Source organism: Microbacterium sp. NPDC019599 (assembly GCF_040632175.1).
In the GTDB taxonomy this organism is placed as follows: domain Bacteria; phylum Actinomycetota; class Actinomycetes; order Actinomycetales; family Microbacteriaceae; genus Microbacterium.
Window position 1 is genome coordinate 83,610 of the sequence record NZ_JBEYBL010000005.1, and the last position, 11,826, is coordinate 95,435.

Below are 11,826 nucleotides of genomic sequence, written 5' to 3' on the forward strand. Positions count from 1 at the left end.
AGAGATGGTCCTCTTCATCGTCAAGCGCGTCGCATTCGCGCTGCTGACACTCGTCGTGGCGACGGCGGTCGCGTTCATCCTCGTGCATCTGTCCGGCTCGACCCCCGGCGGCGTCGCGCTGGGCAATTCGGCGACGCCCGAGCAGGTCGCGGCGTACAACGAGGAGATCGGCTGGTACGACCCGTGGATCGTCCAGTATGTGAACTGGGTCGGCCAGGTGCTCCAGGGCAACCTCGGCGTCTCGCTCATCGACGGACGTCCCATCGGCCCCGACATCGCCAAGCGGCTGCCCGTCACTGCGGCGCTCGCCGTGTTCGGCACGCTCGTGAGCGCCGTCGTCGGCATCGTGATGGGCGTCGTCGCGGCAGTGCGCCGCGGGGTGGCCGACCGCATCATCACCGCAACCTCCGGCGTCCTGCTTTCCGTCCCGGCCTTCTGGGTCGGCGTCCTGCTCGTCTACGTGTTCGCGGTGCAGCTGCGGATGCTGCCCGCGACAGGCTTCGTGCCGTTCGCGACCGACCCGCAGGCGTGGGCCCGGTCGCTCGTGCTGCCCGTCCTCACCATCGCCATCACGTCGGCGGCCGGCATCGCTCGGCAGACGCGCGCGTCGATGTCGGAGTCGCTCGCGCAGGAGCACATCCGCACCCTGCGCGCCGTGGGGACGCCGACCAACCGGATCGTCTACGTCCACGCCCTGCGCGGCGCGAGCCTGCCGATCCTCGCGAGCGTCGGCATCCAGTTCATCGTCCTGTTCAGCGGCTCCGTCGTCATCGAAGTCCTCTTCGCCCTCCCCGGCATCGGCCAGGCGATGCAGGGCGCCGTCGGCTCGGCCGACCTCCCGTTCGTGCAGGCGCTCGTCCTCGTCGCGACCGTCGTCGTCGTGCTCGTCAACATCGCCCTCGAGCTGCTCAACCGGACCCTTGACCCGAAGCTGCGTGCCTCATGACCGTCTCCACCACCTCGATCGTCCAGCCGCGCCGCGCCCCGCGGAAGCTGCGCCTGCGCGTGCTCCGGTCGCCGGCCGCCGTCGTCTCCATCGTGTGGCTCGTCGGCCTCGTCCTGGCCTCGCTGACGTCGCCGCTGTGGCTGCGCTACGGCCCACTCGAGCAGGATTTGACTGCGGTGCTGCAGGGCCCGTCGCTCGCCCACATCCTCGGCACCGACGAGGTCGGCCGCGACATCCTCTCCCGCCTCGTGACGGCCGCCGCACCGACGATCTTCATCGGGCTCATCGTGCCGATCGTCGCCGTTCTCGTGACGATCCCGATCACGCTGTGGGCCTCGCGCAGCCGCCGCGGCGAAGGCGCCATGAACCAGGTCGCCGAGATCGTGCTGTCCCTCCCCGGAACCGTCATCATCCTGGCCTTCATCGCGGCGGTCGGCACGAACATGCCGCTCGTCATGGCGGCGTTCGGCCTGCTGCTGTTCGGTGCGATGTACAAGATATTCTTCGGCCAGTCCAAGTCGCTGCACACGCAGCTCTACGTCGAGGCGGCGGCGATCGACGGAGTGCGACCCATGCGCGCCAGCATCCGTCACGTCCTTCCGAACATGTCGACGACCGTCATCGTGCAGTTCGTCCTGCTCTTCGGCGTCGGTATCGGCATGCAGGCCGCCCTCGCCTTCATCGGCCTGGGCCCGCAGCCGCCCGAGCCGACCTGGGGCGGCATGATCCAGACGGCATCGCGCTTCATCTTCCAGCAGCCCTGGATGATGATTCCGACCGGCGGCATCCTCGCGTTGACCCTCATCGCAGCGAACACCCTCGCCGACGTCCTGGCCGGTGGTAACGCCGTTCCGCCGCCGCTCGTCGCCCTGCGTCGACGCAAGCGGCGCGAGCCTGCCACAGCGGTCGCGGCAGCCGCGGTCGCCGACGACCTCCCCATCGCGGGTGGCATCGACGAGCCGTCGCCGGAGTCCATGACGATGATCGGGGATGCCTCGTACCCCGGCTCCAACATCGACCCCCTGCGTGCCGCCGAGGCGTCCGTCGACGTCGTCGCCGTGGCCGGGCTGAAGGACGACGGCGTCGCGGAGCCGACGTCGGGCGCCGCCCTCGCCGGCGCGTCGACGAGCCGTGAACGGCTCACCGACGACGGCCGCGGACTCGTCGTGGAGGACCTCGTGATCGGCGTCGACGGCGGGCCCGCCCTCGTGACCGGCGTCTCTATGCGGGTCCGGCCCGGGCGCGTCATGGGGCTGGTCGGCGAGTCGGGCTGCGGCAAGAGCGTCACGTCGTACTCACTGCTCGGACTGCTCGCGCCGGGCCTCTCGGTGCGCTCCGGCCGGATCGCGTGGCACGGCGTCGACCTCGCCCGCGCCGACGAAAAGACGCTGCAGAAGGTCCGCGGCCACGAGATCGCGTTCATCTCGCAGGAGCCCACACGAGCCCTCGACCCGATGTTCACGATCGGGTGGCAGCTCACGGCCGCGATCAAGCGGCTGCGTCACGTCGGCGGCGCCGAGGCCAAGCGGATCGCGACTCAGCTGCTGACCGACGTCGGCATCGTCGACCCGCCGCGCGTCCTCAAGAGCTACCCGCACCAGGTCTCCGGCGGCATGGCCCAGCGCGTCGCGATCGCGCTCGCGCTGAGCGGCACGCCGAGTCTGCTCGTCGCCGATGAGCCGACGACCGCGCTCGACGTCACCATCCAGGCCGAGATCCTCGCACTGCTGCGCGGGCTCGTCGCCGAGCGCGACATGGCGATCATCATCGTGACGCACGACCTCGGCGTCGTGGCGGACATCTGCGACGACGTGTCGGTCATGTACGCGGGCGAGATCGTCGAGACCGGTTCGGTCCGCGACGTGCTGCTGCGCCCCGAGCACCCCTATACGATGGCGCTCCTGTCCGCCGACCCGCACGCGATCCTCGACCTCGAGGGCACGACTCGCCTCGCGTCGATCCCCGGCCAGGTGCCCCTGCCCGGTTCCTGGACGACGGGATGCCGGTTCGCCCAGCGCTGCCGCTTCGCCCGCGACCAATGCCTCGTCACGGTGCCGCTCGAGCCCCGCGCCGAGGGTGACGGGGGAGTGCGCTGCGTGCGCCGCGACGAGGTGCGCGGCCGTCAAGAGGAGTGGCGCCTGCCCGCCACAGTGGGAGGAGAACGATGAGCGGTCTGCAGGCGGTCGAGACGCCGCTGCTCGAAGTGCGCGATCTCGTCATCCGGTACGGCAAGAATTCGGCGCCGGCCGTCGAGGACGTGTCCTTCACGATCGGCCGCGGCGAGACCCTCGGCCTGGTCGGCGAGTCGGGGTCGGGCAAGACCACGATCGGCCGCGCGATTCTCGGACTCGTGCCCGTGACGAGCGGGCAGATCCTCTTCCAGGGTCACGACATCACGCGCGCGAGCATCGCCGAGCGTCGCCGATTGCAGGGGGACCTGCGCGCCGTCTTCCAGGACCCGTTCTCATCGCTCAATCCGCGTCGCGTCATCGGAGATGCTCTCACCGAGCCTCTCCGGGTCGCCGGCGTGGCACGGCACGAGCAGGTGCGTCGTGCGAACGACGCGCTCGCCGCGGTGGGACTGCCCGCGGGTTCGTTCGACCGCTACCCCCGTCAGTTCTCCGGCGGCCAGCGCCAACGCATCGCGATCGCGCGGGCGCTCGTAACCGACCCGCGGCTCGTCGTGTGCGACGAGGCCGTGAGCGCGCTCGATCTGTCGACCCAGGCACAGGTGCTCAATCTGCTCGCCGAGCTTCGCGCCGGCACCGACCTCGGATACCTCTTCATCGCGCACGACATGGCAGTCGTGGAGTTCCTCGCGCAGCGAGTCGTCGTGCTCTACCGCGGTCGCGTCATGGAGCAGGGGCCGACGGCTGACATCATCCGAAATCCGCAGAGCGCCTACACGCGGGTGCTCATGGCGGCCTCGCCGGTGCCCGACCCCGACGAGCAGGCCCGTCGTCGTGAGGCGTGGCGCGTCCTGCGCGCGGAGGCGAAGGCCCCCGTCGGCTGAGCCCGGGGACTCAGTGCAGTGTCGCGCCGATGAGCGGCGACAGCTCCTGCGCCGTCTCCCGGAATGTTCTGACCATGGGGTTGGGCGAGTCGCTCAGGCTGCACAGCACGATGGTCGCGGGTTCGATGTCGGTGATCGGCACGAAGGCCAGCTCATCCCGCCGATACTGACGCGATGCCGACTGCCCCGCGATGTTGACCCCCGCTCCCGCCGCGACGAGCTCGAAGAGGCCGTCGACACTGTCAGCCGTCGGGCCGCGGCGAGGTCGTGTGCCATCTGGGCGAGGGTCGACGATCCACCAGTTCACCACCTCGGGAACGCCGCCCGCCACCGCGACGAAGACCTCGCTGTTCGTCTCGACGATGGTGACGGACTCGCGTTGCGCGAGCGCGTGGTCGCCCGGCACGACGAGCACGCGCGGTTCGCGCCACAGCGGCTCGACGCGGATGCGCGGCGGGAGCACCATGGGCGAGGGTGCGAACACGACATCGACCCGACCCGCCTCCAGCTCGGCGGCGACATCGAAGAAGCCCAGCCGGCGCATCTCGATCCGCGCCTGCGGGATCGCCTGCATCGTCGCGGCGATGGCGGCGGTCGTGAGCGCTCCGGCACCGGCGGCGACGACCCCGACGCGGAGCAGGGGAGTGCGCTGATCGCGGCGCACGGCACGCGCCCACGCGAGGATCTGCTCGTGGTCGTCCTGTACGCGCCGGGCAAGCGGCAGCAGATCGCGGCCATGGCCGGTGAGCTCGACCTTGCGCGGGCTGCGATCGAACAGCTTGACACCCAGCTGCTGCTCGAGGCGGCTGATCTGCTGGCTCAGGGACGGCGGCGTGATGCTCAGGCGCTCGGCCGCTCTGCCGAAGTGGAGCTCCTCGGCGAGCACGCAGAAATACCGGATGACGTGGATCGGGACATCCATGCGGCCGATCTTAGCCTGCGACTAACGAAGAGTAGGGATCTCGAACTTCATTTCCCCGCGGCCGACCCGAAGACTGGTGCAAGCGGAATCACCCCGGAATGAGCCGACGATTCCCTCTGCCTAACGGCAGGAGTGTCCACATGGAGGTAGACATGACCGTTTTCCCCGCTGACGATCCCGACAAGGTCCCTTTCGCCGGCATCCTTCCCGCCGCGCCTAAGCCCTTCATCCTCGGCAACGGCGAGGGTGAGAAGTCCCTCGTCTTCGACCAGCTGTTCGAGATCCTGCTGACCGGCGACGAGACGGACGACCAGTACGGAGCCTGGACCATGAAGGCGCCGCGCGGGCAGCGGATCCCCGCCCACATCCACCTCAGGACGCACGAGATCTTCTACGTCGTCGACGGCGAGATCAGCGTGTGGATGGACGACCGGGCCGATTACCACTCGAAGACGACGCTGACGACGGGCGACTTCGCGTACGTGCCGGCCGGCATCGTGCACGCGTTCCAGATCGAGAACACCACCACCGTCTTCGGGGCGGGCACCGCAGGCTTCGAGCGGTTCTTCCACGCGATCGGCCAGAAGACCGAGGCGACCGAACCCCAGGGTGTGTATGTGCCGGACTTCTCGGTGCTGCGCGCGGCGGGCGAGAAGTACGCGACGGTCTTCATGCCCGAGTTCCAGTTCCGCGACTGACCGATGGCTTCGATCCTCGAGATCGACTTCGCCCAGCCCGAAGGCTTCCGGCCGCTGTCGCTCGACCTGCGGACGCCGGACGCCGAAGCGGCCCCCCTCGTCGTGTTCCTGCACGGCGGGGGATGGCTGCGCGGCAGCCGCAGGACCTTCACGCCGGGGATCAGCGCGGCGCAGTCGTTCGACCGCATCGTCGCGGCCGGCTTCGCCGTCGCGTCGTGCGAGTACCGCCTGAGCGGTGAGGCGCGCTTCCCCGCGCAGCTCGACGACGTCGACGCAGCGCTCGCGTGGCTGCGCACCCATGCGTCCGACTACGGGGTGGATGCTGTCCGCCCCGTGCTGTGGGGAGTCTCGGCGGGCGCGACCCTCGCCGCCCTTACGGGCCTGCGGCGCGACGACATCGCGGGGGTCGTCGACTGGTTCGGCCCCGCCGATCTCTTCACGCTCGCCGAACTGGACACGGGTGAGCGGCCGGAGGACACCCGCGAAGCGCGGTGGATCGGCGGGCCGGCGGCCTCATTCCCGGATGCGGCCCGCGCCGCCAGTCCCGCACTTCAAGCGCACCCGGGCGCACCACCGTTTCACATAGCGCACGGCACTGCCGACGAGCTCGTGCCCTTCGTGCAGAGCGAGGCGCTCGCCGCCGCTCTGACCACGGTCGGCGCGGACGTCGAGTTCGACGCCGTCCCGGGCGGCGGTCACTTCTGGCAGGACGTCGAGGACACAGCGCTGCTCTTCGACCGCGCGATCGCGTTCTGCCGGCGCGCGACCGCTTGACTTCACACATCCGACCCACAGGAGCACGCAATGGGCCAGACGCCTGCCCTCGCACAGTTCATCGCCCCCGAGCAGCCGACCGAGGCCGCGCCGCTGCTGCGTCGAGAGTTCGCCCTCGAACTCGGACACGGTGACGTCCAGAGCGCCACGCTGCGCGTCAGCGCGCTGGGAGTCGTCGAGGCGTGGATCAACGGCATCCCCTCGTCCGACGAGCTCCTCGCCCCTGGCTGGACGAGCTACGAGTGGCGCCTGCGTCTCATCGAGCACGATGTCACCGCCGCGATCGCGACCCGCAACGCCATCGGCCTGAGGCTGGGCAACGGCTGGTACCGCGGGTTCCTCGGGTTCACCGGGCAGCGCGCCGTATACGGCGACGAGCGCGCTGCCTACGCCGAGCTCGAGATCCGCTTCGCCGATGGGCACGTCCAGCGGGTCGTGACCGACGACGGCTGGCGAGCCGGCACGAGCGACGTCCGGGCCGACGATCTCTACAACGGCGAGACGATAGATGCGCGACTCCGCGACGACCGATGGCTCCTCTCGGGATTCGACGAGAGCGGCTGGGATTCCGTCCGCATCGTCCAATACAACGGAACCCTGGTTTCGCGTACGTCTCCGCCCGTCCGCAGGCTCTCCGAGCGCGTAGTCGAGCGCGTCTGGACGTCCCCATCCGGGAAGACGCTCGTCGACTTCGGCCAGAACCTCGTGGGATTCGTCCGCGTCGCCGTCACAGGCCCCCGCGGAACAGAGATCGTGCTCAAGCACGCCGAGGTGCTCGAAGACGGCGAGCTCGGCATCCGTCCCCTCCGGCGGGCCGAGGCGACCGACCGCTTCATCCTGGGCGGGGGCGACGACGTGCTCGAGCCGACCCTGACGTTCCACGGGTTCCGCTATGTCGAGGTCACCGGGTGGCCCGGCCAGCTCGACCCCGCTGCGCTCACCGCCGTCGTCGTGGGCACCGACATCCGCCCGACCGGCACCTTCGCGTGCTCCGACGAGCTGCTCGATCAGCTGCACCGCAACGTCGTGTGGGGCATGCGCGGCAACTTCCTCAGCGTGCCGACCGACTGCCCGCAGCGCGACGAGCGGCTCGGCTGGACGGGCGACCTCGCCGTCTTCATCGAGACCGCCGCGTACCTGGGCGATGTCGAGTCGTTCCTCGCGGACTGGCTCGTGGATGCCGAGCTCGAACGCCAGGGAACACCCAAGGCAACCGTCCCTGTGGTCGTGCCGAACGTCATGAAGCACCTCGACACCGGCTTCCCCGAGCCGGGAGCGACCGCGGTCTGGGGCGATGCCGCCGTCTGGGTGCCGTGGGCGCTCTGGCGCGCGTACGGCCACAAGCAGACGCTTCGCGACGCCTACGCCCTGATGACCGCGCACATGCGCAGCGTCGCCGGCGACCTCGCCGCGGACGGCGTCTGGGACTCCGGGTTCCAGTTCGGCGACTGGCTCGATCCGGATGCCCCCGTCCACGACCCCGGCAAGTCCAAGGCGCCCGCGCCCATCGTTGCGACAGCAGCTGCATTCCGATCCGCCACGTTCATGACCGAGGCCGCAGTGGCGCTCGGGGAAGCGGCGGATGCGGCAGAGTTCGGCGCACTGCGCGACCGCATCGGTGCAGGATTCCGCGCGCGCTATGTGCGCGACGGCCGGGTCGAGAGCGACAGCGCCACCGCCTACGCCCTTGCGATCGTATTCGGACTCCTCGAGCCGGGCGACGTGCAGCGGGCGGGGGATCGGCTCGCGGAGCTCGTGCGGGGCGCGGGCCACCGCATCAGCACGGGCTTCGCCGGCACGCCGTTCGTCTGCGACGCCCTCACCGCGACCGGTCACCTCGACGATGCCTACGCCCTTCTCCTGCAGAAGGAGGCTCCGTCGTGGCTCTACGCCGTCACGATGGGTGCCACGACGATCTGGGAGCGCTGGGATTCGATGCTTCCCGACGGCAGCATCAACCCGGGCGAGATGACGAGCTTCAACCACTACGCCTTCGGCGCCGTCGCGGACTGGATGCACCGCACGGTCGCCGGCATCGCCGCCTTCGAGCCCGGCTACCGGCGCATTCTCTTCGCGCCGCAGCCGGGCGGCGGCATCACGTGGGCCGACGCCTCGCTCGAGACTCCGTACGGCCGCGCGGCGATCGCATGGCGCCAGGATGGCGATGTGCTGACCGTCGAGATCGTGGTGCCGCACGGAGCGGAGGCCGTGCTCCGACTGCCTGGCGCGTCCGAGGAGACGCTCGGCCACGGGACCCACCTCCGGGCGGTGGAGACGGCGGCGGTGTGATGCTGTCGCGAACCGGGCGTCAGGCCGAGCGCAGCCTCACGGAGATGTCCTCCGCGGTGGCGCGGAGGCGGTCCAGCAGCGGTCCGCGGAGCGAGTCGAGATCGTGACGCTGTGTCGCCACGGCGATGTTGACGGCCGCGGCAGGCTTGGCCTCGCGCCCGAACACCGGCACCGAGACCGATCGGAGGCCGGCGGCGACCTCCTCGTCCTGCAGCGCATAGCCCTGCTCGCGGATCGGGGCGAGCCGCTTCTCGAGGTCTTCGATCGAGCGAGCGGCGTTGGGGCCGGCATCCGTCCGGAACACGTGGTTGGCAAGCGCCGCGCGCAACTCGTCGGGCGACAGGTAGGCCAGCAGCAGCTTGCCCATCGACGTGTAGGGGGCGGGCAGGGTCGAGCCGACCTGGATGTTCGCGGTCACGAGGTCCTGGTTGCGCACCCGCGCGAGATAGAGCACCTCGTCGCCGCGCAGGACGCCCAGGTTGACGGTCTCACCCGTCGCCTCGGCGAGGTGCCGCAGCGGCTGCTCGCTGAGCTGGACGAGGCTCGAGCCACGCAGCGCGGCGGAGCCGAGGGTCAGGACCGCGACGCCGGGTTGGATGCCGCCGTCGGCCTGCCGCTCGAGGAAGCCCTCCTCCTCGAGCGTCGCGACGACCCGGAACGCCGTCGGCATCGGGATGCCCGTGCGGTCGCAGATCTCGCGGAGCTTGAGGCTCGTCGTCGTCTCGTCGAAGAGCCGCAGGACGTCCAGCCCCTTCGCGAGCGCCTCGATGCGGTAACGGTTGCCCGACTTGCCGTCGTCGGGCGCAGCATCCGCTGTGGCTTTCATGGTGCGAAACCGTATCCCTCTCGGCGGTCGCCCGCAAACCTAGACACGGAATACCCGCAGCTGCAGCGCGAGCGTGGAGTAGTACCCGACGAGCGCCGTGAGCTCGAAGACGCCGGCTTCGCCGAGGACGGATGCCGCAGCCTCCCACTGCGGGTCATCGAGGTCGCCGTCCAGCAGTGCGATCACTGTGCGCGCGACGAGGGCCTCTTCGCCGTCGAGCGCGGAGGCATCCTCGTCCCGCAATGCGCAGAGCACCCCGTCGTCGAGCCCGGCAGCCCCCGCGACAGCCTCGTGCGCCTCGCGCTCGAACGCAGAGTCCCAGCGCGCCGCCACGAGCAGGATCGCGATCTCGCGCGCGCGATCGGTCAGCGCGGTGCGGTAGCGGATCGCCGAGCCGAGTTCCTGCAGCGCGGCGCCGACCGCCGGGGCAAGCAGGAACGCGTCGAAGGGGCCGCGGAGCGATCCGTCGGGCGCGGTCAGCGCGAAGTGCTGCGGGCCACGAGCCCGCGGACCTCCCGTGATCGCGTCGTAGAGGGCGCGCTCCTGGTCGCCGAGCAGCGCGGGCGGGCGCGGGGTGAGGCGGTGGTCGTCGGCCATCAACGGCTCCTCGGATTGACATCGTCGTGAGCCCAGTCTACATTCATTAAACGAAAGTGTGTTTCACTGAATGAACACGACATCCGAACGAGACAAGCCCTGGAGCAGCCGATGACGACTCTCACCGACGTCACTCCCGACACCACCTGGCTGGGGCTGGACGGCTCGCGCGTGCTCGTGGCGGGCGCGGGCGGGATCGGCGGTGCGTGCGCGCTCGCGTATGCGGATGCCGGGGCGTCCGTCGTCGTCGTCGATCGCGACCAGCGGGCCCTCGACGCGCTGGGAGCCGAGCTGTCGGCGGCGGGCGCGAGCTATGAGCTCATCCAGGCCGACCTCACCGAGCACGGTGCGGGCGCGCAGGTCGTGGCGGACGTCGTGGCGCGTCTCGGTGGACTCGACGTCCTGCTGCACGCCGTCGGGATCAACGACCGCCGCCCGATCCTCGAGTTCACCGAAGACGAGTGGGACCACATCCTGCGCGTCAACCTCTCGTCCGTATTCGCGCTCGCGCAGGCCGCGGGTCGCCACATGGTCGAGCAGGGCTACGGCCGCATCCTCGCCCTCTCCAGCGTCTCGGGGCTGCTCGCCCACCACTCCCACGGGCCGTACGCCGCGTCCAAGGGCGGCATCAATCAGCTGCTGCGCGTCATGGCGCGGGAGTGGGCCGTGTCGGGCGTCACGGTCAACGCCCTCGCGCCCGGCTACGTCGAGACGACGCTGACGGCGCACCACCTCGCCAAGCCGGGCAAGCGCGAAGAGCTCGAGGCGCTGGTCCCGGCGGGCAGGCTCGGCACGCCCGACGAGCTGACCGGCCCCGCACTGTTCCTGTCGTCCCGTCACGCCGGCTTCATCACGGGCCACGTGCTGTACATCGACGGCGGACGCACACTCGTCTGAGGAGGACACCCATGTCACAGATCTATCCCCGATTCGCGGGCAAGACCGTGCTCGTCACGGGCGCCGGCACGGGCTTCGGCGCCGAGATCGCGGTGCGCGCCGCGCAGGAGGGCGCGAAGATCGCGGTGCACTACCGCTCGTCGAAGGCGGGGGCCGAGCAGACGCTCCAGCGCATCCGCGAAGCCGGCAGCGACGGCATCCTCGTCCAGGGCGACATCGGCTCGTGGGCCGAGATCAAGCGCATGGCCGACGAGGTGTTCGCCGCGTTCGGCATCCTCGACGTCCTCGTCAACAACGTCGGCGACGTCTCGAGCGAGCAGATGTCGTGGCGCGACCTCACGCAGGAGGCCCTCGACGCCGTCGTCGACGTCGACGTCAAGGGCACGCTCCTCATGACGCACGAGTTCGGCGAACGGATGCTGGAGCAGGGCCACGGCAACATCATCAACGTCGGCTCGACCGTCATCGTCCGCGGGTCGCCCCGTGCCCCGCAGTACGCCGCCGCGAAGTACGCGATCCTCGGCATCACGAAGTCGTACGCGAAGGTGCTGGCCCCCGCGGTCCGCGTCAACACGTTCGCGCCGGGCTTCATGGAGACCGAGCGGCTGCTGCAGCGCGAGGACTGGAAGAGCGGCCGCCGGGAGGTGCTCATCTCGCAGACGCCGATGGGCGTCATCCCGCCCCCCGAGTTCGTCGCCGGCACGTGCCTGTGGCTCGCGACCGACGAGTCCGCACACCTCACCGGCGGCTACCTGCTCGCCGACGGCGGCTTCAATATGGTCGGCGCGTGAGCGCGGACGAATGAGTTGCGTTTCGTCTCGTCGCTTCGCTCCTCGCTCAACGACCGGCAGGCCAATTCCCGGT

11 protein-coding genes are annotated in these 11,826 nt (G+C 70.2%); 8 read left to right on the forward strand and 3 right to left on the reverse strand.

Features of this window, described 5'->3' with window-relative positions:
• Positions 1–4: 4 nt before the first annotated feature.
• From ABZ477_RS10805 to ABZ477_RS10815, 3 genes are read left to right on the forward strand one after another with little or no spacing between them, the layout of a single operon-like run.
• Complete coding sequence (locus ABZ477_RS10805) at positions 5–946, forward strand: ABC transporter permease (protein ID WP_360132196.1); 942 nt, start codon at positions 5–7, stop codon at positions 944–946.
• Entirely contained in the window at positions 943–3,114 is a 2,172-nt protein-coding gene (locus ABZ477_RS10810) for a dipeptide/oligopeptide/nickel ABC transporter permease/ATP-binding protein (RefSeq protein WP_360132199.1), read from the forward strand. The genes ABZ477_RS10805 and ABZ477_RS10810 overlap by 4 nt, the downstream gene beginning before the upstream one ends.
• Positions 3,111–3,959 carry an ATP-binding cassette domain-containing protein gene (locus ABZ477_RS10815; RefSeq protein WP_360132202.1) on the forward strand — a complete coding sequence of 283 codons (849 nt, stop codon included), beginning with the start codon at positions 3,111–3,113 and terminating at the stop codon, positions 3,957–3,959. Before ABZ477_RS10810 ends, ABZ477_RS10815 begins: the two co-directional genes overlap by 4 nt.
• Positions 3,960–3,969: 10 nt before the next feature.
• Here ABZ477_RS10815 and ABZ477_RS10820 read toward each other — a convergent pair whose 3' ends face one another.
• Positions 3,970–4,881: a LysR family transcriptional regulator gene (locus tag ABZ477_RS10820; RefSeq protein ID WP_360132205.1), complete on the reverse strand. Its 912-nt coding sequence runs from the start codon at positions 4,879–4,881 to the stop codon at positions 3,970–3,972.
• A 152-nt stretch (positions 4,882–5,033) separates the two neighbouring features.
• On the opposite strand from ABZ477_RS10820, the gene ABZ477_RS10825 reads away from it, so the two are divergent.
• Genes ABZ477_RS10825 through ABZ477_RS10835 form a run of 3 tightly spaced genes read left to right on the forward strand, consistent with a single transcriptional unit; the run spans position 5,034 to position 8,642 of the window.
• Positions 5,034–5,579 (forward strand): quercetin 2,3-dioxygenase, encoded by a 546-nt coding sequence (locus ABZ477_RS10825; protein WP_360132209.1) that lies wholly within the window; start codon positions 5,034–5,036, stop codon positions 5,577–5,579.
• Positions 5,580–5,582: 3 nt separating this feature from the next.
• Positions 5,583–6,353: an alpha/beta hydrolase gene (locus ABZ477_RS10830; protein ID WP_360132212.1), complete on the forward strand. Its 771-nt coding sequence runs from the start codon at positions 5,583–5,585 to the stop codon at positions 6,351–6,353.
• Between the two features lie 30 nt (positions 6,354–6,383).
• Positions 6,384–8,642, forward strand: a complete 2,259-nt coding sequence (locus ABZ477_RS10835; RefSeq protein WP_360132215.1) for a family 78 glycoside hydrolase catalytic domain — start codon at positions 6,384–6,386, stop codon at positions 8,640–8,642.
• A gap of 19 nt (positions 8,643–8,661) precedes the next feature.
• Here the strand turns inward: ABZ477_RS10835 and ABZ477_RS10840 are convergent, their stop codons facing one another.
• Positions 8,662–9,468 (reverse strand): IclR family transcriptional regulator, encoded by an 807-nt coding sequence (locus tag ABZ477_RS10840; protein ID WP_360132218.1) that lies wholly within the window; start codon positions 9,466–9,468, stop codon positions 8,662–8,664.
• Between the two features lie 39 nt (positions 9,469–9,507).
• The gene (locus ABZ477_RS10845) at positions 9,508–10,065 is read right to left on the reverse strand and encodes a carboxymuconolactone decarboxylase family protein (RefSeq protein ID WP_360132220.1); all 558 of its coding nucleotides are present in this window, start codon (positions 10,063–10,065) and stop codon (positions 9,508–9,510) included.
• A 111-nt stretch (positions 10,066–10,176) separates the two neighbouring features.
• Here ABZ477_RS10845 and ABZ477_RS10850 point away from each other — a divergent pair, with 111 nt between their 5' ends.
• Together ABZ477_RS10850 and ABZ477_RS10855 are read left to right on the forward strand one after the other, a co-directional pair.
• Positions 10,177–10,962: an SDR family oxidoreductase gene (locus tag ABZ477_RS10850; protein ID WP_360132223.1), complete on the forward strand. Its 786-nt coding sequence runs from the start codon at positions 10,177–10,179 to the stop codon at positions 10,960–10,962.
• Positions 10,963–10,973: 11 nt separating this feature from the next.
• A complete protein-coding gene (locus tag ABZ477_RS10855) occupies positions 10,974–11,753 on the forward strand; it encodes an SDR family oxidoreductase (RefSeq protein ID WP_360132226.1) in 780 nt (259 codons plus the stop codon).
• Positions 11,754–11,826 lie beyond the last annotated feature (73 nt).

Excerpts from the sequence above, each read along its gene's own strand:
- ABZ477_RS10815 (WP_360132202.1), top strand. The coding sequence starts at position 3,111 with ATGAGCGGTCTGCAGGCGGTCGAGACGCCGCTGCTCGAAGTGCGCGAT.
- ABZ477_RS10840 (WP_360132218.1), bottom strand. The coding sequence starts at position 9,468 with ATGAAAGCCACAGCGGATGCTGCGCCCGACGACGGCAAGTCGGGCAAC.
- ABZ477_RS10830 (WP_360132212.1), top strand. The coding sequence starts at position 5,583 with ATGGCTTCGATCCTCGAGATCGACTTCGCCCAGCCCGAAGGCTTCCGG.
- ABZ477_RS10855 (WP_360132226.1), top strand. The coding sequence starts at position 10,974 with ATGTCACAGATCTATCCCCGATTCGCGGGCAAGACCGTGCTCGTCACG.
- ABZ477_RS10805 (WP_360132196.1), top strand. The coding sequence starts at position 5 with ATGGTCCTCTTCATCGTCAAGCGCGTCGCATTCGCGCTGCTGACACTC.
- ABZ477_RS10850 (WP_360132223.1), top strand. The coding sequence starts at position 10,177 with ATGACGACTCTCACCGACGTCACTCCCGACACCACCTGGCTGGGGCTG.
- ABZ477_RS10820 (WP_360132205.1), bottom strand. The coding sequence starts at position 4,881 with ATGGATGTCCCGATCCACGTCATCCGGTATTTCTGCGTGCTCGCCGAG.
- ABZ477_RS10810 (WP_360132199.1), top strand. The coding sequence starts at position 943 with ATGACCGTCTCCACCACCTCGATCGTCCAGCCGCGCCGCGCCCCGCGG.
- ABZ477_RS10845 (WP_360132220.1), bottom strand. The coding sequence starts at position 10,065 with ATGGCCGACGACCACCGCCTCACCCCGCGCCCGCCCGCGCTGCTCGGC.
- ABZ477_RS10835 (WP_360132215.1), top strand. The coding sequence starts at position 6,384 with ATGGGCCAGACGCCTGCCCTCGCACAGTTCATCGCCCCCGAGCAGCCG.
- ABZ477_RS10825 (WP_360132209.1), top strand. The coding sequence starts at position 5,034 with ATGACCGTTTTCCCCGCTGACGATCCCGACAAGGTCCCTTTCGCCGGC.